The sequence below is a fragment of the Rothia kristinae genome (genome assembly GCF_016028855.1).
GTDB lineage: Bacteria > Actinomycetota > Actinomycetes > Actinomycetales > Micrococcaceae > Rothia > Rothia kristinae.
Genome location: NZ_CP065738.1, coordinates 2,163,957 through 2,186,350, shown reverse-complemented (window position 1 = coordinate 2,186,350; position 22,394 = coordinate 2,163,957). Strand labels below are relative to the sequence as shown.

Annotated in this window: 17 protein-coding genes; 13 read left to right on the top strand and 4 right to left on the bottom strand. The window is 71.5% G+C overall.

Annotated features, from left to right (window positions below; all coding sequences use genetic code 11):
* Positions 1 to 120 precede the first annotated feature (120 nt).
* On the top strand, positions 121 to 912 hold the full coding sequence (locus tag I6G21_RS09595; protein WP_100462942.1) for an SOS response-associated peptidase: 792 nt from the start codon (positions 121 to 123) through the stop codon (positions 910 to 912).
* Positions 913 to 1,005: 93 nt separating this feature from the next.
* Here I6G21_RS09595 and I6G21_RS09590 read toward each other — a convergent pair whose 3' ends face one another.
* The 3 genes from I6G21_RS09590 to I6G21_RS09580 form a co-directional block, all read right to left on the bottom strand.
* Positions 1,006 to 1,509 carry a GNAT family N-acetyltransferase gene (locus I6G21_RS09590; protein WP_100462941.1) on the bottom strand — a complete coding sequence of 168 codons (504 nt, stop codon included), beginning with the start codon at positions 1,507 to 1,509 and terminating at the stop codon, positions 1,006 to 1,008.
* 166 nt (positions 1,510 to 1,675) lie between these two features.
* Positions 1,676 to 3,097, bottom strand: coding sequence for an alpha/beta fold hydrolase (locus tag I6G21_RS09585; RefSeq protein WP_129357480.1), 1,422 nt, complete (start codon positions 3,095 to 3,097; stop codon positions 1,676 to 1,678).
* A complete protein-coding gene (locus tag I6G21_RS09580; protein ID WP_129357481.1) occupies positions 3,094 to 5,766 on the bottom strand; it encodes a DEAD/DEAH box helicase in 2,673 nt (890 codons plus the stop codon). Before I6G21_RS09580 ends, I6G21_RS09585 begins: the two co-directional genes overlap by 4 nt.
* A gap of 140 nt (positions 5,767 to 5,906) precedes the next feature.
* On the opposite strand from I6G21_RS09580, the gene I6G21_RS09575 reads away from it, so the two are divergent.
* Complete coding sequence (locus I6G21_RS09575; RefSeq protein WP_232238443.1) at positions 5,907 to 7,601, top strand: formate--tetrahydrofolate ligase; 1,695 nt, start codon at positions 5,907 to 5,909, stop codon at positions 7,599 to 7,601.
* Positions 7,602 to 7,735: 134 nt separating this feature from the next.
* Here the strand turns inward: I6G21_RS09575 and I6G21_RS09570 are convergent, their stop codons facing one another.
* Entirely contained in the window at positions 7,736 to 8,404 is a 669-nt protein-coding gene (locus I6G21_RS09570; protein WP_100462935.1) for an MBL fold metallo-hydrolase, read from the bottom strand.
* A 281-nt stretch (positions 8,405 to 8,685) separates the two neighbouring features.
* On the opposite strand from I6G21_RS09570, the gene uvrA reads away from it, so the two are divergent.
* The 11 genes from uvrA (at position 8,686) to secG (ending at position 22,337) form a co-directional block, all read left to right on the top strand.
* Entirely contained in the window at positions 8,686 to 11,592 is a 2,907-nt protein-coding gene (gene uvrA / locus I6G21_RS09565) for an excinuclease ABC subunit UvrA (RefSeq protein ID WP_064725489.1), read from the top strand.
* Positions 11,589 to 12,317 (top strand): HAD family hydrolase, encoded by a 729-nt coding sequence (locus tag I6G21_RS09560; protein ID WP_081101626.1) that lies wholly within the window; start codon positions 11,589 to 11,591, stop codon positions 12,315 to 12,317. Before uvrA ends, I6G21_RS09560 begins: the two co-directional genes overlap by 4 nt.
* Before the next feature lie 128 nt (positions 12,318 to 12,445).
* Entirely contained in the window at positions 12,446 to 13,132 is a 687-nt protein-coding gene (locus tag I6G21_RS09555) for a lysophospholipid acyltransferase family protein (RefSeq protein WP_061225644.1), read from the top strand.
* Between the two features lie 51 nt (positions 13,133 to 13,183).
* A complete protein-coding gene (gene uvrC / locus I6G21_RS09550) occupies positions 13,184 to 15,205 on the top strand; it encodes an excinuclease ABC subunit UvrC (RefSeq protein ID WP_129357483.1) in 2,022 nt (673 codons plus the stop codon).
* Positions 15,206 to 15,454: 249 nt separating this feature from the next.
* Complete coding sequence (gene rapZ / locus I6G21_RS09545) at positions 15,455 to 16,306, top strand: RNase adapter RapZ (RefSeq protein WP_081046244.1); 852 nt, start codon at positions 15,455 to 15,457, stop codon at positions 16,304 to 16,306.
* Between the two features lie 4 nt (positions 16,307 to 16,310).
* A complete protein-coding gene (locus I6G21_RS09540; RefSeq protein WP_058743508.1) occupies positions 16,311 to 17,336 on the top strand; it encodes a gluconeogenesis factor YvcK family protein in 1,026 nt (341 codons plus the stop codon).
* 109 nt (positions 17,337 to 17,445) lie between these two features.
* Positions 17,446 to 18,417, top strand: a complete 972-nt coding sequence (gene whiA, locus I6G21_RS09535) for a DNA-binding protein WhiA (protein ID WP_058730513.1) — start codon at positions 17,446 to 17,448, stop codon at positions 18,415 to 18,417.
* 323 nt (positions 18,418 to 18,740) lie between these two features.
* Positions 18,741 to 19,745 carry a type I glyceraldehyde-3-phosphate dehydrogenase gene (gene gap, locus I6G21_RS09530; RefSeq protein ID WP_058730512.1) on the top strand — a complete coding sequence of 335 codons (1,005 nt, stop codon included), beginning with the start codon at positions 18,741 to 18,743 and terminating at the stop codon, positions 19,743 to 19,745.
* A gap of 52 nt (positions 19,746 to 19,797) precedes the next feature.
* Entirely contained in the window at positions 19,798 to 21,021 is a 1,224-nt protein-coding gene (locus tag I6G21_RS09525; RefSeq protein ID WP_058730511.1) for a phosphoglycerate kinase, read from the top strand.
* A gap of 49 nt (positions 21,022 to 21,070) precedes the next feature.
* Entirely contained in the window at positions 21,071 to 21,883 is an 813-nt protein-coding gene (gene tpiA / locus I6G21_RS09520) for a triose-phosphate isomerase (RefSeq protein WP_129357484.1), read from the top strand.
* Positions 21,884 to 22,097: 214 nt separating this feature from the next.
* Positions 22,098 to 22,337, top strand: a complete 240-nt coding sequence (gene secG / locus I6G21_RS09515; protein ID WP_263619119.1) for a preprotein translocase subunit SecG — start codon at positions 22,098 to 22,100, stop codon at positions 22,335 to 22,337.
* The last annotated feature ends 57 nt before the right edge of the window (positions 22,338 to 22,394 follow it).

Here is a 22,394-nt window from a genome sequence, read left to right as displayed (position 1 = left end):
TGGATGGGAACCCGAAGAACCTTACAGGTTTTTCCCAGGGTGTGGGGGAGGCGACGTCGGCGTGGCATGATGGCCGTCGGACGAGGGGAGACGCCGAGGACTGGGAGAGGGGGACCGGCGATGTGCGGACGCTACGTGATCGCCCGGGCGGCGGGGGACCTGCTGGCCGGGGTGGAGCTGGAGGAGAGCTGCGCGGACTACAACGTCGCTCCCACGCACACGGTGCCCATCATCGTGGACCACGCCCAGGAGGACGGCACCCGGCGACGCGCCATCCACCCGGCCCGCTGGGGCCTGCTGCCCCGGTGGGCGAAGGACGAGACCTTCTCCTCCCGCACCTTCAACGCCCGCAGCGAGACCGCCGCGACCAAGCCCGCCTTCCGCCACGCCGCCGCCGCCCAGCACTGCGCGATCCCCGCCAACGGCTACTACGAGTGGCTGCGCACCGAGGTCCCCGGCCGCAAGACCCCCGAGAAGACCCCGTACTACGTGCACCCTTCCGCCGAGGAGCAGAGCATCTACTTCGCCGGCCTCTACGACTGGTGGCGCATCCCCAGCGGCCCCGACGAAGGACAGTGGCTGCTCTCGGCGACCATCCTCACCATGGACTCGCCCTCTGCCGAGGAGGCCGATGCCCGGGACTCCGAGACCCTGCGCCAGCTCTCCCGGCTGCACGACCGCCTGCCGATCCCCCTGGAGACCACCGGGGACCCGCAGGACGGGCTGAGCACCTGGCTGCGCACCGCCGCCGAGGGCGCCGAGGCCGCCCAGCGGGCCATCGACGCGGTGCGGGAACGAGCCTACGATGTCGCCGCCGCATGGCGCCTGCGCGAGGTGGGACCGGCCGTGGGCAGCCCCCGGAACAACGGGCCCGAGCTGCTGGAACCGGCGGGGCAGCGGCGGCTGCTCTGAGCAGTCACGGCAGACACAGCAGACCCGTCAGACGCGCGCGGGCCGAGCGCACCTCGGTGCGATCGGGCCCGCGCGGCGGCGTCCCGTGGGAGCCTAGAGCTCATCCTCCTCGGGGAACCACCGGCGGAAGTCCAGGGTCAGGTACAGGGCCAGCGCCGCGGCGTTGTCCTCGCTGATCCGCAGGGCCACGTGCTCGAACCCCTCCTCCTTCAGCTCTGTGATGGCCACGCGCAGCAGCTGCTCGGCGAAGCCCTCCCGGCGCCGGGAGGACTCCGTGAACAGCTCGAAGATATACGGCGAATCCGGCAGGTCATCGCCCACCCGGGACTCCAGCACCAGGGCGGCGGCGATGATCCGGCCCGCATCATCCACCACCACGGGGGAGGCCTTCGGCAGCACCGCGCCGTACTCGCCGTCGAACATGTGGTGCAGGATCTCCAGAGCGTGGGCCTGGGAAGTCACCGAACCGTCATCGTAGGCCGTGAAGAACAGCCGGGCCAGGCCGTCGGCGTCCTGGCGGGCCACCGGACGGGTGCTGACCGTGACCGGGCGGGTGGACGTCCACGTGTCCCCGATCAGCGTGATCTTTCCGCTCATGGGTTGCTCCTTCCGGGAGAGGGTGCCTCGGGTCCCGCGCCGAGGATCGGGCGGGACCGGGGTGGGCGCCCGGGAACCTGCACGTCAGTGTACCCGGCGCCACATGGGGACCGGGCAGATGACCGTCTGCGTCCGCTCAGGGCCGCGTTCAGGGCCGCCCCGGACCTCACGCGGGCGACACCGGATTGCCCGGCAGGGCCCCGGCGCGGGCCAGCAGCTCGCCCAGCCCGTGCAGCACCTCCCGGGAGTCGTTGCCCAGGGCGTCGTGGTGCAGCGTCGGGGAGGTCCACAGGTCCAGCGACCCCACCGACGCCGCGGTCTGTCGGGCCGCGTCGAAGTCCACGTACACGTCGTGCTCATACGCGCTGGCCGCCACCGGCACCTCGTTGCCCCGCAGAACCCGCAGGTCGTAGAGCCGCCCCCAGTCCTGCTTGGCCGCCAGCAGCTCCGCGACCTCCCGCAGCGGGCGCAGCGCCGGATCCAGGCGGAAGTGCCACGGCTGGATCATCTCCCCGGTGAACAGCAGCGGCCGGGCCCCCGGGGAGAACTCCGGCAGCTCCTCCCGCACCCGCTGCGCCGCCCACGCCGTCGCCGTGCCCGGGCCATCCGCGTAGATGGCCTCGTGCATCAGGGCGTACAGCGGGTGCCCCGCGAAGCCGACGACGCCGGCCGCCTCCGCCAGGAAGCCCTCCGCAAGGCCATCCGGGCCCTCGGCGAAGGCCGACTCCAGCAGGTAGTGCAGCCGGTGCACCCGCCCGGTGCCGCCCAGCAGCATCCCGACGCTCTGGAACCGCTCCGGGCTCAGCGGAGACCCATCCGGCAGCAGCGCCTCCCGCCCCGCCAGCAGATCCGCGATCCGCCCGGCCCGCTCGGCATCCTCCGGGTACCAGGAGAGGAACTCCCGGCTGCGCTCGGCCATCCGCCGATACGTCGCCCGGTAGACCTCCTCGGGGCCGCGGTGGATCGGGGCCAGGCCCGCGGTCATCCAGCAGTGCAGCAGGGACTCCGGGGCGAAGGACAGGTAGGTCAGGGTCAGAAAGCCGCCGAAGCTCTGCCCCAGGCTCGCCCACCGGGTCTCCGGCTCCCCGGCCAGCAGCGTCGCGCGCACCGCCTCCGCATCGGCCACGATGTCCGGAGCGCGGAAATGCTCCAGGTACGCCGCCTGCGCCGCGGCGTCGCCCTCCCGGGCCAGGGACCCCGCGCTGAGCGGGGTGGACAGGCCGGTGCCGCGCTGATCCAGCAGCACCACCCGGTAGTGCGGGGCGAGCAGCCCCAGCCACCCGGAATCCGACGCCGGGCGCGGGGAGGCCATGCCCGGCCCACCCTGCAGGTACACCAGGTACGGCCGACGCCGCACCGGCACCGGCGCCTCCGGATCAGCACTCGTGGCCACCCGGGCGAAGACCTCGATCTCCCGGTCCGCCACCGCCTCCGGCACCGCCGGATCCTCCGGGTGGGTCCAAGCCCGGGCGTGGGCCAGCGGCACCCGGAACCGATGCTCGCTCAGCCGCAGGCTCCCGACCTCGTGCACGGGACCGGCCCGGTGGGGCACGGGTGCCGCACCGGGCACCGGCAGGACCCGGCTCATCGCCGTGCCCCCAAGGTGCCATCGAGAGGCGACTCCCCATCCAGCAGGTCCTCCGCGGCCTCCAGCGGTCCGGCCTCGGCGAAGGGACCGACGTGCCCGATGCGCAGCACCGGGGCGCCCGCCTCATCCGAGGCCGCCAGATCCACCACCGCCGTGATCCCGTGGTCGTAGGCCTCCTCCGGATCCGCGAAGGCCTGCCGCACCCGCCAGATCCCGGGCTGCGAGTCATCGATCATCAGGTGCTGCGGGGAGCGCGCCTGGGCATCGGTGAACAGGTCGTCGTAGGTCTCGAAGTACTCGTCCATCGCATCCGCCCACCCGTCGGCATCCCACCCGGAGTCCCCGTCCAGGGAGCCCAGGGTGCGCTCGCGCTCGTCGGCGAACAGCTCCACTCGCCGGAACAGGGCGTTGCGCACCATGACGCGGAAGGCCCGCGGGTTGTCCGTGACCTTCGGGGCGGATTCGGCCACCAGCTCCTCCAGGGATTCCGGCGCGGGTGCCGCGTCCTGCCCGGCGCTCATTCGCTCCCACTCGTCGATCAGGGAGTTGTCCGTCTGCCGGATCAGCTCGCCCAGCCACGCGATGAGATCCTCCAGCTGCTCGGTCAGCGCCGCCGGGGGCACCGTCTGGCGCAGGGCCCGGTAGGCGTCCGAGAGGTAGCGCAGCAGGATGCCCTCCGAGCGGGACAGCTCGTAGAACTGCACGTACTGGCCGAAGGACATGGCCCGCTCGTACATGTCCCGCACCACCGACTTCGGGGACAGCTCGAACTCCGCGATCCACGGCGCCCCGGAGCGGTAGGTCTCGAAGGCCTGCTCCAGCAGCTCGGCCAGGGGCTGCGGGTAGGTGATCCGGTCCGCGGCGTTCATCCGCTCCGTGTACTCCATGCCCTCGGCCTTCATCGCGGCGATGGCCTCCCCGCGGGCCTTGCGCTCCTGGCCGATGAGCACCTGCCGCGGGTCATCCAGGGTCGCCTCGATCACGGAGACGGCGTCCAGCGCGTAGTCCGGCGACTCCCGATCCAGCAGCTCCAGGGCCGCCAGGGCGAAGGGGGACAGCGGCTGGTTCAGCGCGAAGTCCTCCTGCAGCTGCACGGTCAGCGCCACCGGGCGGCCCTCCTCATCCGGGCGATCCAGGCGGCGCAGGACGCCGGCAGCCAGCAGCTCCCGGTAGATGCCCAGGGCCCGGCGGATCATCTCCCGCTGCCGGGCCGGGGTCTCGTGGTTCTCCCGCAACAGCCGGCCGGCCGCGGCGAAGGGGTCCCCGGGCCGGTGCAGCAGGTTCAGCAGCATCGAGTGGGTCACCCCGAAGGAGCTGGTCAGCGGCTCAGGCTCGGCGGCCACCAGCTGCTCGAAGGTCTGGCGCGACCACGTCACGAAGCCCTGCGGGGGCTTCTTCCGCTTGCCCCGCAGGGACTGCTCGATCCGCTTCTCGTCCTCCCCGAAGCGGTTCCTGGCCTTCTCCAGCAGCTTCGCGTTCTCGATCTCGTGCTCCGGGGCCTGCACGACGACGGTCCCGGCCGTGTCATATCCGGCCCGCCCGGCCCGTCCGGCGATCTGGTGGAACTCCCGGGCCTTCAGCCGCCGGGTGCGGCGTCCGTCGAACTTGGACAGGGCCGTGATCAGCACCGTGCGGATCGGCACGTTGATGCCGACGCCGAGGGTGTCCGTGCCGCAGATGACCTTCAGCAGCCCGCGCTGGGCCAGCTGCTCGACCAGCCGCCGGTACTTGGGCAGCATCCCGGCGTGGTGCACCCCGATGCCGTGGCGCACCAGCTTGTTCAGGGTCTTGCCGAAGCCCGCCGAGAACCGGAAGCCCGCGATCGCCTCGGAGACCGCCTGCTGCTCCTCCTTGGACAGCACCGCGATGCTCATCAGCGCCTGGGCCTGCTCCATGGCCTGGGCCTGGGAGAAGTGGACCACGTACACCGGGGCCCGGTCCGTGCGCACCAGCTCCTCGATGGCCTCGTGCACGGGCTGCTCCGAGTAGTAGTAGTGCAGCGGGATCGGCCGCTCCGAGGAGGTCACGTAGGCCGTCTCCCGGCCCGTCAGCTCGCTCAGCTCCCGCCGGAACCGGGTCACATCCCCCAGGGTCGCGGACATCAGCAGGAACTGCGCCTGCGGCAGCTCCAGCAGCGGCACCTGCCACGCCCAGCCCCGCTGGGGATCCGAGTAGAAGTGGAACTCGTCCATGACCACCTGGCACAGATCGGCCCCCGCGCCCTCGCGCAGCACCACGTTCGCCAGGATCTCCGCGGTGCAGCACACGATCGGCGCACCGGCGTTGATCGAGGAGTCCCCGGTGACCATCCCGACGTTCTGCGCGCCGAAGATCGCGCACAGGTCGAAGAACTTCTCCGAGACCAGCGCCTTGATCGGCGCCGTGTAGTAGGAGAGCTGCCCGCGGGCCAGGCCCGTGAAGTGCGCGGCCACCGCGACCGTGGACTTCCCGGAGCCGGTCGGGGTGGCCAGGATGACGTTGGCCCCGGAGGCCAGCTCCAGCACCGCCTCCTCCTGCGCCGGGTACAGCTGCATCCCCCGGGAGTCGATCCACCGGGAGAAGCCGTCGGCGATCTCCTCCGCGGTCAGCGGATTCGAGGCGAAATCTCCCCGGAAGTAGCGGCGGTCGTCATCGGCGAGGCGGGGGTCCAGGGCTTCGAGCAGTCTCATCGGGCCCGAGTCTACCGACCCGCCCGGGTCGGCCCCGCTTGCGCCCGCCCGACCCGACCCCGCCGCCTCGGCCGGGTTGGGTCCCGCCGCCACCATACTGGAGAGGGAACGCACCCACCCCCACGACGATGGGAGTCCCCATGAGCATGCCCTCCGACCTCGAGATCGCCCAGCAGGCCCAGCCCCGGCCCATCGAGGAGATCGCCGCGACCGCCGGCATCGAGCGCGACCGGCTGGAGCCCTACGGCCGCCACGTCGCCAAGCTCCTGCCCGCCGCCGACGCCGCCCCCGAACGGCGTCGCGGCCGCTACGTCCTGGTCACCGCCATCACTCCGACGCCGCTGGGGGAGGGCAAGACCGCCACCTCCGTCTCCCTGGCCCAGGGCATGGCGCGCACCGGCCGCTCCGCGATGCTCACCCTGCGCCAGCCCTCCCTGGGCCCGACCTTCGGGATCAAGGGCGGGGCCGCCGGCGGCGGGTACTCGCAGGTCATCCCCATGGACAAGCTCAACCTGCACCTGACCGGGGACTTCCACGCCGTCACCGCCGCGCACAACATGCTCGCGGCGCTGCTGGACAACCATCTGCACCACGGCAACGCCCTGGACATCGACGAGCGCAGCATCACGTGGCGGCGCGTCCTGGACATCAACGACCGCTCCCTGCGCCACGTCGTCATCGGCCTGGGGGAGCGCCAGGACGGGGTCACCCGCCAGAGCGGCTTCGACATCACCTCGGCCAGCGAGATCATGGTCATCCTCTCCCTGGCCACGGATCTGGCGGATCTGAAGGCCCGGCTGGCCCGCATCGTCGTGGCCTCCACCCGGGACGGCGCGCCCGTGACCGCCGAGGACCTGAAGGCCGACGGCGCGCTGGCGGCCCTGCTGGCCGACGCGATCCACCCGAACCTGATGCAGACCCTCGAAGGGGTCCCCGCCCTGATCCACACCGGGCCCTTCGGCAACATCGCCACCGGCAACTCCTCGATCCTCGCCGACTACGCCGCCCTGGAGCACGCCGACTACGTCATCACCGAGGCCGGATTCGGAGCGGACATGGGTGCCGAGCGCTTCGTCAACGTCAAGTGCCGGGTCTCCGGGCTGACCCCGGACGCCGCGGTCCTCGTGGTCACCGTCCGGGCGCTGAAGGCCCACTCCGGACGCCACCGGATCGTGCCCGGCAAGCCCCTGCCCGAGGAGCTGCTGGCCGAGAACCCCGAGGACGTGCGCGCCGGGGCCCTGAACCTGCTCAAGCACCTGGCGATCCTGCGCGGCTTCGGCATCAGCCCCGTCGTGGCGATCAACGCCTTCCCGACCGACCACCCCAGCGAGCACGCCGTCATCCGGGAGATCGCCGAGCGGGCCGGGGCGCGGGTGGCCGTGCACGAGGGCGTGGCCCGCGGTGGAGACGGCGCCACCGAGCTGGCCGACGCCGTGGCCGAGGCCTGCGAGCAGCCGCACGAGCTGGTGCCCACCTACGCCCCCGAGGATTCCCTGACGGACAAGCTCGACGCCGTGGCCCGGAAGGTCTACGGGGCCGACGGGCTGGAGATCGCCCCGGCGGCTGCCCGCCAGCTGGCCCGCTGCGAAGAGCAGGGCTACGGGGACCTGCCCGTGGTCATCGCCAAGACGCACCTGTCCCTGACCGCGGATCCCACCCGGAAGGGCGCCCCCACGGGATGGCGCCTGCCCGTGCGGGAGGTGCGCCTGGCCGCCGGGGCCGGCTACGTCTACGCAATCTGCGGGACCATGCGCACCATGCCGGGGCTGTCCGCCTCCCCGGCGGCCGAGCGCATCGGGCTCGACGCCGACGGCGCCGTGCACGGGCTGTTCTGAGCCGGTTCAGGCGCGACGACGCCCCGTCGACCGCTCGCACGAGGGCGGTCGACGGGGCGTCGCGGCGTCGTCGGGAGGGCGGGGGAGGGATCAGCGATCGGCCGAGACCACGCTCCCGGCTGCCGATCCGCGGCTCACCAGCCGCGCCGCTCCCACTCGTCCAGGTGCGGGCGCTCGGCTCCCAGAGTCGTGGACTCGCCGTGACCGGGCAGGATGAGGGTGTCGTCGTCGTAGACGTCGAAGATCTTGGTGCGCACATCGTGCAGCAGGGCGCGGAAGGCCTCGGGAGAGTCGGTCTTGCCCACCCCGCCGGGGAACAGGGAGTCGCCCGTGAAGATCACGGTGCGCCCGGCCGGGTCCTCGTAGGCCAGGGCGATCGAGCCGGGGGTGTGCCCGCGCAGCTCGATGACCTTGAGGGAGAAGCCCTCCAGATCCGCGGTGTCCCCGTCCTGGAAGGTGATGTCCATCGGCACGTCGATGTCCTGCTCGTCCCGCGCCCCGCAGGCGGTCAGGGCCTCCGAGCGGGAGCGGATCTCCGCCAGCGCCCGCACGTGATCCCAGTGCGAATGCGTGGTCACGATCAGCTGCACGTTGCCGCAGCAGGTGCAGGACCCGGAGACGTCCTCGCGCCCGGCGGCCACCAACCCGGAGATCCGCTCCGGCTCATCGGCCGCGTCGATCAGCAGCTGGGCCCCGGTGGAGCGGCAGGTCATCAGGTACACGTTGTTGTCCATCGAGGAGACGCTGATCCACCGGATCGTCACCTCGGACAGGTCGAGCTTCTCGGTCGCGAGTGCCATCATGCGCACGATTCTAGGGCCCCGCGGCCCCGCCCCCGCAACACGCGCGTGACGCACGCGCAACGCGACCGCCCCTCCGCACCCGTGGACCCGCGCCCGTGAGCCTCGGACACGCCGCGACCCCTGCCGGGCTCATGGGGCGCGGAAGGGGCGGGCCGGTGCGTTCGCCGGTGAGGGAAATCCGCCCGGCGGTCGTTCCGGACAGCTTCGCGAGCCGTAGAATAGATCTTCGAATGCCCGGCGACCGCGCCGCCCCCAACCCGGAAGGGAGCCCTCCCGCACCCATGAGCACCACCGCCGCCGCGCCCGCCGCGGGCGCCCAGGACCCCACCGAGATCATCGTCAAGGGGGCGCGGGAGAACAACCTGCGCACCGTGGACCTGCGGATCCCCCGCAACGCCATGGTGGTGTTCACCGGTCTGTCCGGCTCCGGCAAGTCCTCCCTGGCCTTCGACACCATCTTCGCCGAGGGCCAGCGCCGCTACGTCGAATCCCTGTCCGCCTACGCCCGGATGTTCCTCGGCCAGGTGGACAAGCCCGACGTCGACTTCATCGAGGGCCTGTCCCCGGCGGTGTCCATCGATCAGAAGTCCACCTCCAAGAACCCCCGCTCGACGGTCGGCACCATCACCGAGATCTACGATTACATGCGCCTGCTCTGGGCGCGCATCGGGCACCCCCACTGCCCGGTCTGCGGGGAGCCGATCGAGAAGCAGACCCCGCAGCAGATCGTGGACCAGCTGATGACCCGCCCGGAGCGGACCCGCCTGCAGGTCCTCGCCCCGGTGGTCCGCGCCCGCAAGGGCGAGTTCCAGGACCTGTTCTCCTCCCTGGCCCAGCAGGGCTACTCCCGGGCCGTGGTGGACGGGGAGCAGATCCGACTCACCGAGCCGCCGAGCCTGAAGAAGCAGTACAAGCACACCATCTCCGTGGTCGTGGACCGCATCGCCATCAAGGACTCCGCCCACCAGCGGCTCACGGACTCCATCGAGACCGCCCTGGGTCTGGCCGAGGGGCGAGTGACCATCGACTGGGTGGACGAGCCCGAGGACTCCGAGGCGCGCAGCCGCACCTACAGCGAGAACCTCGCCTGCCCCAACGGCCACGAGCTGGGCCAGACCGAGATCGAGCCGCGCTCCTTCTCCTTCAACAGCCCCTTCGGCGCCTGCCCCGAGTGCGACGGCATCGGCTCCCGGCTGGAGGTCGACGAGTCCCTGGTGGTCCCCGACCCGGAGAAGACCCTGGGGGAGGGGGCCATCGCCCCGTGGTCCCAGGGCAAGTCCACCACCGAGTACTGGCTACGTCTGCTCGGCGGGCTCGGCCGGGAGGTCGGCTTCGACCTGAACACCCCGTGGGAGGAGCTGCCGAAGAAGGCCCGCCGGGCGATCCTGCACGGCAAGGACTTCAAGGTGGAGGTCGCCTACCGCAACCGCTTCGGCCGCGAGCGGCGCTACACCTCCGGCTTCGAGGGCGTCTACGCGTACATCCAGCGCAAGCACGAGGAGACCGAGTCCGACTGGGCCAAGGACCGCTACGAGCAGTACATGCGCCAGACCCCGTGCCCGGCCTGCGGCGGCGCCCGGCTGAACCCGACGATGCTCGCGGTGCACGTGGGCGGGAAGTCCATCGCCGAGGTCACCGCGATGCCGATGACCGGGGCCCAGGAGTTCATGGCCGGGCTGCGCCTGGATGAGCGCGAGCGGCACATCGCCGAGCAGGTGCTCAAGGAGATCAATGCCCGGCTGCAGTTCCTGCTCGACGTCGGCCTGGACTACCTGACCCTGGACCGGGCGGCCGCGACCCTGTCCGGCGGGGAGGCCCAGCGCATCCGCCTGGCCACCCAGATCGGCTCCGGGCTGGTCGGGGTCCTCTACGTCCTGGACGAGCCCTCGATCGGCCTGCACCAGCGGGACAACCGGCGGCTGATCGAGACCCTGACCAAGCTGCGGGACATGGGCAACACCCTGATCGTCGTGGAGCACGATGAGGACACCATCCGGGAATCCGACTGGGTGGTCGACGTCGGACCCGGCGCGGGCGAGCACGGCGGGCGCATCGTGCACTCCGGGCCGTACCGGCAGCTGCTGGAGAACCGGGAGTCCCTGACCGGGGCCTACCTGTCCGGGCGCCGTCAGATCGCGGTGCCCGCGCGGCGGCGCCCGGTGGACCGCAAGCGGATGGTGAAGGTGGTCGGGGCGAAGGAGAACAACCTGCGCGACGTCACGGTGTCCTTCCCCCTGGGCGTGCTCACCGCCGTCACCGGGGTCTCCGGCTCGGGCAAGTCCACCCTGGTCAACGACATCCTCTACACCGCGCTGGCCAACCGGCTCAACGGCGCCAAGCAGGTTCCGGGTCGGCACCGGCGGGTGGAGGGCCTGGAGCACCTGGACAAGATCGTGCACGTGGATCAGAGCCCCATCGGCCGGATGCCCCGCTCCAACCCCGCCACCTACACGGGGGTCTTCGACCACATCCGGCGGCTGTTCGCCGAGACCAACGAGGCCAAGGTGCGCGGCTACCAGCCGGGGCGCTTCTCCTTCAACGTCAAGGGCGGGCGCTGCGAGGCCTGCGCCGGGGACGGGACGCTGAAGATCGAGATGAACTTCCTGCCCGACGTGTACGTGCCGTGCGAGGTCTGCCACGGGGCCCGGTACAACCGGGAGACCCTGGAGATCCGCTACAAGGGCAAGAACATCGCCGAGGTGCTGGACATGCCCGTGGAGGAGGCCGCCGAGTTCTTCTCCGCCTTCACCCCGATCGCCCGGCACCTGAACACCCTCGTCGACGTCGGGCTGGGCTACATCCGGCTGGGTCAGCCCGCCCCCACCCTCTCCGGGGGTGAGGCCCAGCGGGTCAAGCTCGCCTCCGAGCTGCAGAAGCGCTCCAACGGGCGGACCATCTACGTGCTGGATGAGCCGACCACGGGCCTGCACTTCGAGGACATCGCCAAGCTGCTCAAGGTCCTGCAGTCCCTCGTGGACAAGGGCAACACCGTCCTGACGATCGAACACAACCTGGACGTCATCAAATCCGCGGACTGGATCGTGGACATGGGTCCGGAGGGCGGCTCCGGCGGCGGGCAGGTCATCGCCCAGGGCACCCCGGAGCAGGTCGCCCAGGAGCCGGGCAGCCACACCGGGCGCTTCCTGGCGGAGATCCTCGGGGCCGACGACGACGGGCACGGCGCGTGAGCGGCGCTCCCGCCGGATCCGTCCCGGCGGTGCTGTTCGACCTGGACGGGACCCTGCTGGATCCGGCCGGGGCCATCACCGAGACCATCGCCGAGGCCATCCAGGCCCAGGGCCATCCGCGCCCGGAGGAGGCCACGCTGCGCCGGTTCGTAGGGCCGCCCGCCTCGGTGGGCCTGGAGCGGCACACGGACCTCTCCCCGGCCGAGCGCCGCGCCGCCCTGGCCGCCTACCGCGAGGCGTATCCCGCCCGGGCTGCCCGGGACTCCCGGCTCTACCCCGGGGTGGCGCAGCTGCTGCGGGACCTGCGCGCCGCGGGGGCCGCGGTGGCCCTGGCCACCCAGAAGCCGCAGCCCAGCGCCGAGCGGATCGCCGCGCACTTCGGGCTGGACGCCCTCGCGGACGTCATCTCCGGGGCGAGGGATGAGCTGCGCCCGGAGACCGCCCACCTGCCCGTGGACAAGGCCGGGGTCATCGCCCGCGCCCTGGACCTGCTGGCCCGGCGCGGGCTGGCGGCCGATCCGCGGCGCACCGTGATGGTCGGGGACCGGGAGTACGACGTCGAGGGCGCCCGGGTCCACGGCCTGGACTGCATCGGAGTGGCCTGGGGGTTCGCCGCCCCCGGAGAGCTCACCGCACACGGGGCCGCCGCCGTCGCGGAGGACGTCGACGCGCTGCGGGCCCAGCTGGCCCGGCGCTGCGACCTGCGGCTGGAGGGGACGGGATGACCTCGCCGCCGTGACGTGCCGCGCCCGGGGGTGGGAGCCGGTGTCGGGGAAATGTACAGTGTTCATGACACGCGCACCACACCGGCGAGGTCGCCGGCTCGGATGAGGGAAGGACCCTGACCAGACCCATGGAGAAGCTGTACCGGCTGACGCAGACGGCCGTGACCGGCCTGATCAAGACCGTCTTCCGGGCCAGGGTCACCGGTCTGAAGCGCTTCCCCGCCTCCGGTCCCGTGATCGTGGCCTCCAACCACCGGGCCTTCCTGGACTCCGTCATCATCTCCGCGCTCATGCCGCGGCGGGTGGCCTTCCTGGCGAAGGCCGAGTACGTGAACTCCCCGGGGTTCAAGGGTCGGCTGATGAAGCGGATCTTCGAGCTGATCGACATCATCCCCGTGAACCGCGCGGATCAGATCGAACGGCTCAAGGCCCTGGAGATCGGCCTGGAGCGCCTGGAGCGCGGCGGGGTCTTCGGGATCTACCCGGAGGGCACCCGCTCCCTGGACGGCTACCTCTACCGCGGCAAGATCGGGGTGGCGTGGCTGGCGCACATGACCGGCGCCCCCGTCGTCCCCGTCGGGCTGATCGGCACCGAGCGGATCCAGCCGCCCGGCACGAAGCTGCTGCGCCCGGTGCGCTTCACGGTGCGCGTCGGCGAGCCGATGAGCTTCGAGAAGCTCGGCGAGAAGCAGTCCGGGGCCCAGCGGCGGGCCACCACGGACGCGATCATGGACGAGATCGCCCGCCTGTGCGGGCAGCCGCGCAAGAACGAATACAACACCTCGCCCTCCCTGGCCAAGGACGCCGGCGCCTGACGTCCCGCGGGGAGGACCCGGTGCCCGAGCACTCAGGAGGACACCCTTCCCATGGCCGATCCGGCGACCTACCGGCCCCGCACGGGGGACATCCCCACCGACCCCGGCGTGTACCGCTTCCGGGACGACGTCGGGCGGGTCATCTACGTGGGCAAGGCCAAGAACCTGCGCAACCGGCTGACCAGCTACTTCGCCAAACCCGAGCAGCTGGGGCCGAAGACCTACGCGATGGTCCACACCGCGGCCGGGGTCGAATGGACCGTGGTGGCCTCCGAGCTGGAATCCCTGCAGCTGGAATACACCTGGATCAAGCAGTACACCCCGCGGTTCAACATCAAATACCGGGACGACAAGTCCTACCCGTACCTCGCGGTGTCCATGGCCGAGAAGTACCCCCGCGCGCAGGTGATGCGCGGGGAGAAGAAGAAGGGCACCCGCTACTTCGGGCCGTTCTCCCAGGCGTGGGCCATCCGCGAGACCCTGGACGCCCTGCTGCGGGTCTTCCCCGTGCGCACCTGCTCCGGGGCGGTGTTCCGCCGCGCCGAGCAGCAGGATCGGCCCTGCCTGCTCGGGTACATCGACAAGTGCTCCGCCCCGTGCGTCGGGCGCATCTCCGCGGAGGACCACCGAGAGCTGGCCGATCGACTCTGCCGGTTCATGGCGGGGGACTCCGAGCGGTTCATCCGGGAGCTGACCCGGCGGATGCACCGGGCGGCGGAGGAGATGGACTTCGAGGTCGCCGCCCGGCTGCGCGATGACATCCAGGCCCTGCGCACCGCCTTCGAGCGCAACGCCGTCGTGCTCTCGGATTCGGTGGACGCGGACCTGTTCGCCTTCCACGAGGACGAGCTGGAGGCCGCCGCCCAGGTCTTCCACGTGCGCGGCGGGCGCATCCGCGGCCAGCGCGGGTGGATCGTGGAGAAGGTCGAGGACCTCACCCCGGGGGAGATGGTCGAGCAGCTGCTGCAGCAGGTCTACGGGGAATCGGCCGTGACCCTGGCCTCCACCCCGCATGAGGACGAGACCAGCGCCCACGAGATCCCCCGCACCGTGCTGGTGCCCGTGCTGCCCAGCAACCGCGAGCAGCTGGAGCAGTGGCTGACGGGACTGCGCGGCTCGCGTGTCCGGATCTCCGTGCCGCAGCGCGGGGAGCGGGCGCAGCTGATGGGCACCGTCGCGGACAACGCCAAGCAGTCCCTGATGCTGCACAAGTCCCGCCGGGCCGGGGACCTGACCACCCGCAGCGCCTCCCTGCAGGAGCTGCAGGAGGCCCTGGGGCTGCCGGACCCGCTGATGCGCATCGAGTGCTACGACATCTCCCACGTGCAGGGCACCAACGTGGTGGCCTCCATGGTGGTCTTCGAGGACGGGCTGCCCCGCAAATCCGAGTACCGCAAGTTCTCCATCCGCGGGGAGGCGGCCCGCGACGACACCGCCTCGATGCACGACGTCATCACCCGCCGCTTCAAGCGCCACCTGGCGGATCAGGAGGAGCGGGCCCGGGCGGGGGTGCGCACCGGGCAGATCGACGCCGAGCAGGCCGGGGCCCCGGAGCCGCAGCGCTTCGCCTACCCGCCCAATCTCGTCGTCGTGGACGGCGGGCCCCCGCAGGTCGCCGCGGCCCGCCAGGCCCTGGACGAGCTGGGGATCTCCGACGTCGCGGTGGTCGGGCTGGCCAAGCGCCTGGAGGAGATCTGGGTGCCGGACGACGACTTCCCGGTCATCCTGCCGCGCGCCTCGCAGGGGTTGTTCCTGCTGCAGCGCCTGCGCGATGAGGCCCACCGGTTCGCGATCACCTTCCACCGCTCCAAGCGCGGCAAGGCCATGCTCTCCTCGGCCCTGGACGGGATCCCGGGGCTCGGGGCCGCCCGCCGGGATGCGCTGCTGGCGCAGTTCGGCACGCTGCAGGCCATCCGGGAGGCCGACGTCGAGCAGCTCACCCGGGTGCGCGGGATCGGGCCGAAGCTGGCCGAGGCCGTGCAGGAGCACCTGCGCGCCGAGGAGCCGGAACCGGCGCCGGATCCGCAGCCGGAATCGGCATCGGGACCGGCACCGGCCGCCGACGGCGCCTGATCGGGGCCTTGGGGCCCTGGGGTCTTGGGGCGCCGGAGTATCCTGGAGGGGCAGCCGCGTCCCGCTTCCCCCGTCCGGGGACGCGCCCCTGACCACAGGCACGACCCAGCAGGAGACGAGCACCCGGTGACCTCGCAGCAGCCCCCCTCAGCATCCGCCCCACAACCGCCCCGCGACCGGTCCGAGACCCCCGCCCCCGACGCCGGGAATGATCCGCTCGTGCCCCAGAAGCCCGCCGCCCAGTCGGAGATGCTCGTGATCACCGGGATCTCCGGGGCCGGGCGCTCGACCGCCGCGCACACGCTGGAGGACAACGGCTGGTACGTCGTGGACAACCTGCCGCCGCAGATGCTCACCCCCCTGGTGGATCTGGTGGCGCGCAGCCCCAAGGCCATGCCGCGCCTGGCCGTGATCATCGACATCCGGGGCACCGCCCTGTTCGAGAACTTCCGCGAGGCCCTGGACGTGCTCAACGCCGCCCCGGTCGAGTACACGGTGCTCTTCCTCGACGCCTCGGATCAGGCGATCATCGCCCGCTACGAGGCCCAGCGCCGCCCCCACCCGCTGCAGGGGGAGGGGCGCATCCTGGACGGGATCCACGCCGAGCGGGAGCTGCTGGCCGATCTCAAGCGCCGGGCCGACGTCGTGCTGGACACCTCGGAGTACAACGTGCACGAGCTGTCCAAGGTCATCTCCCGCACCTACTCGGCCACGGGCCCCTCGGTGGTGAACCTGACGGTCATGAGCTTCGGCTTCAAGTACGGGGTGCCGGCCGATGCGAACTTCATGGCCGATATGCGCTTCGTCCCCAACCCGCACTGGGTTCCCGCCCTGCGGCCCAAGACGGGCCAGGACCCGGAGGTGCGGGACTTCGTGCTCAAGGACAGCGGCGCCCAGACCTTCGTGGACCAGTACGCCGAGGCGCTGAAGCCCGTGATCGCCGGCTACCGCTCGGAGAACAAGCACTACGCGACCATCGCGATCGGCTGCACCGGCGGCAAGCACCGCTCGGTCGCGGTGACCGAGGAGCTGGCCCGGCGGCTCAAGGGCCTGCCCAACGTCACCGTGAACGTCCAGCACCGCGATCTGGGGCGGGAGTAGCGCCGTGGCCGCGATCGGATCCCGGGGCGAGGCCGTCCCGGAGGCCGGGGCCGGCGCCCCGCGCGTCGTCGCCCTCGGCGGGGGCCACGGGCTCTACGCCTCGCTCTCGGCGCTGCGCCTGCTCACCCCGCAGCTGACCGCGGTGGTCACGGTCGCCGATGACGGCGGCTCCTCCGGGCGGCTGCGGGAGCAGTTCGACGTGCTGCCGCCGGGGGACCTGCGCATGGCGCTGTCCGCCTTGTGCGACGACTCCGCGTGGGGGCACCTGTGGCGGGAGGCGATGCAGCATCGCTTCTCGACCCTGCCCGGTTCCTCGGGGGAGCTGGACGGGCACGCGATGGGCAACCTGCTGCTGCTGAGCCTGTGGCAGCTGCTGGATGACCCGGTGGCCGGACTGGACTGGGCCTCCCAGCTGCTGAAGGCCCGCGGGCGGGTCCTGCCGATGGCGGTGGATCCCCTCGTGGTCTCCGGGTGGGTGCGGGACCATCAGGGCGCCCCGAAGCGGATCACGGGCCAGGCGCGCCTGGCCACCGCCGAGCGCGTCGAGCGGATCAGCCTGGAGCCGGCCGAGGCCCGGGCCTGCCCCGAAGCGCTGGAGGCGATCCGCGCGGCGGACTGGCTCGTGCTGGGCCCCGGATCCTGGTACACCTCGGTCATCCCGCACCTGCTGCTGCCGGAGCTGCGGGAGGCGATCTGCTCCTCCGCGGCGCGGGTGTGCGTGTGCATGAACCTCGCGATGGAGCGGCGCGAGACCGCCGGACTGGGTGCCGTCGGGCACCTGGAGGTCCTGGAGCGGTACGCTCCCGGCCTGCAGATCGACGCCGTCGTCGCGGACCCCTCGGCCCTGTCGGATCCGCAGGGGTTCGACGCGGCGGTGCGCGAACGCGGCGCGCGGCTGGTCAGCCAGTCGCTGCGTCGGCGCCGCGGGGAGGACGTGCACAGCCACCTGCGCCTGGCCGCGGCCTACCAGGAGGCCATGGGCCTGCCCGAGGAGCCCGTGCTCAGCCCGCCCGCGGCGCCTCACGACTGAGGCCCCGCGACTGACCCCACCCACTGACCATCCCGGCCGGTGCCTCCGCTGAGCGCCGTCTCACCGCGGGCACCCGGCCCAGACCCCCTTCGGAGAGGAATCCCCCACCATGGCCCTGACCGCACTGGCTAAGGACGAGCTGGCAGGCCTGGAGACGCCCCGGGCTTCCGCGCGCCAGGCGCAGACCGCCGCGCTGCTGCGCTTCGCCGGGGGTCTGCACCTGGTCGGCGGGCGCATCGTCATCGAGGCCGAGCTGGATCACCTGCCCACCGGGCGGCGGCTGCTCGCGGAGATCGGGGAGCTGTACGGGCAGACGGGACGGCTGTACTCGGTGGCCGGCGGCGCGCTGAAGAAGGGCGGGCACTACGTCCTGCGCATCGACCGGGGCGCGGAGGCCCTGGCGCGCCAGACGGGCCTGCTGGATGCCCGGGGTCGGCCGGTGCGCGGGCTGCCCTCGGCCGTGGTCAACGGCTCCGTCGATGATGCGGCCGCCGCCCTGCGCGGGGCCTTCCTGGCCCGCGGATCCCTGACGGAGCCGGGCCGCTCCGCCGCCCTGGAGTTCACCTGCCCGGGCTCCGAGGCGGCCCTGGCTCTGGTCGGCTGCGCCCGGCGCCTGGACGTGCTGGCCAAGGCCCGGGAGTCCCGGGGGGCTGACCGGGTGCTCGTGCGCGACGGCGCCGGGATCTGCGCGCTGCTGCGCGCCCTGGGGGCCACCCGGGCGCTGCGCCGCTGGGAGAAGGGCCGCGTCCACCGGGAGGTGCGCGGCACGGCCAACCGGCTGGCCAACTTCGACGACGCCAACCTCCGGCGCTCCGCGCAGGCGGCCGTGACCGCCGGGGCGCGGGTCGAGCGCGCCCTGGAGATCCTGGGCGATGACGTCCCGGAGCATCTGCGCGAGGCCGGGAGGCTGCGACTGGAGCACCGACACGCGAGCTTGGATGAGCTGGGGCGCCTGGCGGATCCGCCGCTGACCAAGGACGCGATCGCCGGGCGGATCCGGCGGCTGCTGGCCCTGGCCCGGCGCACGGCCGAGGCCGAGCAGGCGCGGGCGGGCGAGGAGCAGGACGCCGCGGGCCGGTGAGCCCGCGCGTCGATGACGCCGCGCCGCCCGCGCTGTTCGCCATCGGCGATGAGAAACCCACACGATCCCAGATCCGGCGGCTCAGCGGCCCGGGAGACGGCCATTTCGGTGGCGGGCGTCACGAGAAGGAGGGCTCGGAGGGTGTGAAATCCCACCGGAAACAAAATTCACCCCCGGAATCGCACCCAAACACACACGCGATCCACTAGGCTGGAACCAGCACCGGATGCGAGGGCGGTTCCACCCGCCGCCGGGTCCGGACCTGGGGAGGCCCCCGCGGGTCCCCTCGACCACGAATACTCAAACTGAGGAGTTTGATCACAGTGACTGTACGCATCGGCATCAACGGCTTCGGACGCATCGGGCGCAACTACTTCCGCGCCGTGCGGGAGCAGGGCGAGAACATCGAGATCGTCGCCGTCAACGACCTCACCTCCCCGGAGACCCTGGCTCACCTCCTCAAGTACGACTCCATCCTCGGGCCGCTGAAGGCCGAGGTGTCCGTCAAGGACGGCAACATCGTCGTCGACGGCAAGGAGATCAAGGTCCTGTCCGAGAAGGACCCGGCCAACCTGCCGTGGAAGGACCTGGGCGTGGACATCGTCCTGGAGTCCACCGGTCTGTTCACCGACGGCAACAAGGCCAAGGCCCACATCGAGGCCGGCGCCAAGAAGGTCATCGTCTCCGCCCCGGGCACCAACCTGGACGGCACCTTCGTCATGGGCGTGAACGACGACACCTACGATGCCGAGAAGCACAACGTCGTCTCCAACGCCTCCTGCACCACCAACTGCCTGGCCCCGCTGGCCAAGGTGATGGACCAGAAGTTCGGCATCAAGTCCGGCCTGATGACCACCATCCACTCCTACACAGCGGACCAGCGCCTGCAGGACGCCCCCCACAAGGATCTGCGTCGCGCCCGGGCCGCGGCCGTGAACATGATCCCGACCTCCACCGGCGCCGCCCGCACCGTGGGCAAGGTCTACGAGCCGGTCGCCGGCAAGCTGGACGGCATGGCCTTCCGCGTGCCGACCATCACCGGCTCCATCGTGGACCTGTCCCTGACCCTGGAGAAGGACGCCACCGTCGAGGAGATCAACGCCGCCGTCAAGGAGGCCGCCGAGGGCGAGTACCAGGGCATCATCAAGTACACCGAGGACCCGATCGTCTCCACCGACATCGTCGGCGAGGAGATCTCCACGGTCTTCGACGCGCAGCTGACCTCCGTGCTGAACGGCCAGGTCAAGGTCTTCGCGTGGTACGACAACGAGTGGGGCTTCACCTCCCGCACGGTGAAGTTCACCAACAAGATCGCCGCCGCGCTGTAAGCGCGGACTGAGCGGGAACATCACCTTTCGACGCGAGGCAAGGGAGCAAGCGATGGCACAGGCACTGGATGAACTGATCGACGCGGGCGTGAAGGGACGCCGGATCCTGGTCCGGTCCGACCTCAACGTCCCGCTGGACGGACAGCAGGTCACGGACGACGGACGCATCAGGGCGTCCCTGCCCGTGCTCGAGAAGCTGACCGGCGCCGGTGCCCGGGTCATCGTGACCGCCCACCTCGGTCGGCCCAAGGGGGAGCACAACCCCAAGTACTCCCTCAAGCCCGCGGCCGACCGCCTCCGTGAGCTCGCGGATTTCCCCGTGCAGCTCGCGGAGGACGTCGTGGGGGATGACGCCCGTGCCAAGGCCGAGGCGCTGTCCGACGGCGAGGTCCTCGTCGTCGAGAACGTGCGCTTCGACCCCCGGGAGACCTCCAAGGACGACGCCGAGCGCGAGGCGTTCGCCGACGAGCTCGTGGCGCTGACGGGTCAGGACGGCGCCTACGTGGACGATGCCTTCGGCGCCGTGCACCGGAAGCACGCCTCCGTCTACGACGTCGCCCGTAAGTTGCCGGCCTACCTGGGCGACCTCGTCAAGACCGAGCTCGAGGTCCTCAAGCGGATCACCGAGGACCCACAGCGGCCCTTCGTGGTCGTGATGGGCGGGGCCAAGGTCTCCGACAAGCTCGCCGTGATCGAGAACCTCATCGGCAAGGCCGATGCCCTCCTGATCGGCGGCGGCATGAGCTACACCTTCGCCGCCGCGCAGGGTCACGCGGTCGGCAAGTCCATCCTCGAGAAGGACCAGATCGACACCGTCAAGCGGTACCTGGCCGAGGCGAAGGAGAAGGGCACCGAGATCGTGCTGCCCGTGGACGTCACCTGGGCCGCGGACTTCGCCGCCGACGCCGAGCACGAGATCCGCCCCGTGGAGGACCTCGAGGGCGGGAAGATAGGCCCCGAGGGCGAGGGCCTGGACATCGGAACCGAGACGGTCAAGCTGTTCTCCGAGCGGATCAAGGACGCCCGCACCATCTTCTGGAACGGCCCCATGGGCGTGTTCGAGATGCCCGCCTTCGCCAAGGGCACCGAGGCCATCGCCCGGGCCATCGCCGACTCCGACGCCTTCAGCGTGATCGGCGGCGGCGACTCCGCCTCCGCGGTGCGCAACCTCGGCTTCTCGGACGACGAGTTCGGGCACATCTCCACCGGGGGCGGGGCCTCCCTGGAGTTCATCGAGGGTAAGACCCTGCCGGGTCTCGAGGCCCTGGGCGCCTGAGCCCGGACCCCACCGCACCGAGAGCAGACGACCCGAAAGGACCATCCGCATGACCACCCAGACCAACGGGAGCTTCGACCGGAAGCCGCTGATCGCCGGCAACTGGAAGATGAACATGGATCACTCCGAGGGCGTGGCGCTGCTGCAGAAGCTCGCCTGGACCCTGGATGACGCGAACTTCGACTACGACCGCGTCGAGGTGGCCGTCTTCCCGCCGTTCACCGACCTGCGCTCCGTGCAGAGCCTGGTGGCCGGGGACAAGCTGAGCATCGCCTACGGCGGGCAGGACCTCTCCGAGCAGGACTCCGGGGCCTACACCGGTGACATCTCCGGGCAGTTCCTCGCCAAGCTGGAGTGCTCCTACGTGCTGGTCGGGCACTCCGAGCGCCGCAGCATCCACCACGAGTCCGATGCGCTGTGCGCCCAGAAGGTCCAGGCGGCCTACCGCCATGGGCTTGCCCCCGTGCTGTGCGTGGGCGAGGGCCTGGAGGAGCGCAAGGCCGGCAACCACGTCTCCTACACCCTCGAGCAGCTGCGCGGCTCCCTCGACGGGCTCACCAAGGAGCAGGCCGCAAGCCTCGTCGTCGCGTACGAGCCCGTCTGGGCCATCGGCACGGGCGAGACCGCCGGCCCCGAGGACGCCCAGGAGATGTCCGCGGCCATCCGCGGGCAGCTGGCCGAGCTGTTCGATGAGGAGACCGCCGGGAAGATCCGGATCCTCTACGGCGGCTCCGTCAAGGCCGCGACCGCGGCCGGCACGCTGGCGGAGAAGGACGTCGACGGCGTCCTGGTCGGCGGGGCCTCCCTGAAGGCGGAGGAGTTCGCCAACATCGCCCGCTTCGAGAAGCACGTGGTGGCCTGAGCCACCCGCTCTCATGAGCCCGAGGCCGCCCCAGTCGGATCGGATGATCTGATCCCCGCGGGCGGCCTCGGGCTTGCGTCCACCCGAGTCCCGCGCGCCCGATGGCGTACAGTGGGGCGAGGACACCCGCGAACATCATGCGCGGCGGTGAGCCGGAGCGCTCGAGGCGCCGGCACCGCCCGCCGAGGAAAGGCCTGGAACACCCGTGGAGACGCTGCGCTGGATCCTGCTGGGCGTGATCGTGCTGACCAGCATCATGACGATCTTCTTCGTCCTGCTCAACAAGGGCAAGGGCGGGGGGCTGTCGGACATGTTCGGCGGCGGGATGACCAGCTCCCTGAACTCCTCCGGCGTCGCCTCGCGCAACCTGGTGCGCCTGACCGTCACGACGATCCTCATCTGGGTCTTCGCGATCATCGGCTACGGCCTGGTGCTGCGCTTCGACGCGGTGTGAGCACCACGGGCGGTGTCGCCCGGACCCCGGTATGATGAGACAAGGCCCCGGTGAGCT

Bases quoted from the DNA above. Each gene is read 5' to 3' on its own strand.
- I6G21_RS09595 (WP_100462942.1), top strand. From the start codon at position 121: ATGTGCGGACGCTACGTGATCGCCCGGGCGGCGGGGGACCTGCTGGCC.
- I6G21_RS09590 (WP_100462941.1), bottom strand. From the start codon at position 1,509: ATGAGCGGAAAGATCACGCTGATCGGGGACACGTGGACGTCCACCCGC.
- I6G21_RS09585 (WP_129357480.1), bottom strand. From the start codon at position 3,097: ATGAGCCGGGTCCTGCCGGTGCCCGGTGCGGCACCCGTGCCCCACCGG.
- I6G21_RS09580 (WP_129357481.1), bottom strand. From the start codon at position 5,766: ATGAGACTGCTCGAAGCCCTGGACCCCCGCCTCGCCGATGACGACCGC.
- I6G21_RS09575 (WP_232238443.1), top strand. From the start codon at position 5,907: ATGAGCATGCCCTCCGACCTCGAGATCGCCCAGCAGGCCCAGCCCCGG.
- I6G21_RS09570 (WP_100462935.1), bottom strand. From the start codon at position 8,404: ATGATGGCACTCGCGACCGAGAAGCTCGACCTGTCCGAGGTGACGATC.
- uvrA (WP_064725489.1), top strand. From the start codon at position 8,686: ATGAGCACCACCGCCGCCGCGCCCGCCGCGGGCGCCCAGGACCCCACC.
- I6G21_RS09555 (WP_061225644.1), top strand. From the start codon at position 12,446: ATGGAGAAGCTGTACCGGCTGACGCAGACGGCCGTGACCGGCCTGATC.
- uvrC (WP_129357483.1), top strand. From the start codon at position 13,184: ATGGCCGATCCGGCGACCTACCGGCCCCGCACGGGGGACATCCCCACC.
- rapZ (WP_081046244.1), top strand. From the start codon at position 15,455: ATGCTCGTGATCACCGGGATCTCCGGGGCCGGGCGCTCGACCGCCGCG.
- whiA (WP_058730513.1), top strand. From the start codon at position 17,446: ATGGCCCTGACCGCACTGGCTAAGGACGAGCTGGCAGGCCTGGAGACG.
- I6G21_RS09525 (WP_058730511.1), top strand. From the start codon at position 19,798: ATGGCACAGGCACTGGATGAACTGATCGACGCGGGCGTGAAGGGACGC.
- tpiA (WP_129357484.1), top strand. From the start codon at position 21,071: ATGACCACCCAGACCAACGGGAGCTTCGACCGGAAGCCGCTGATCGCC.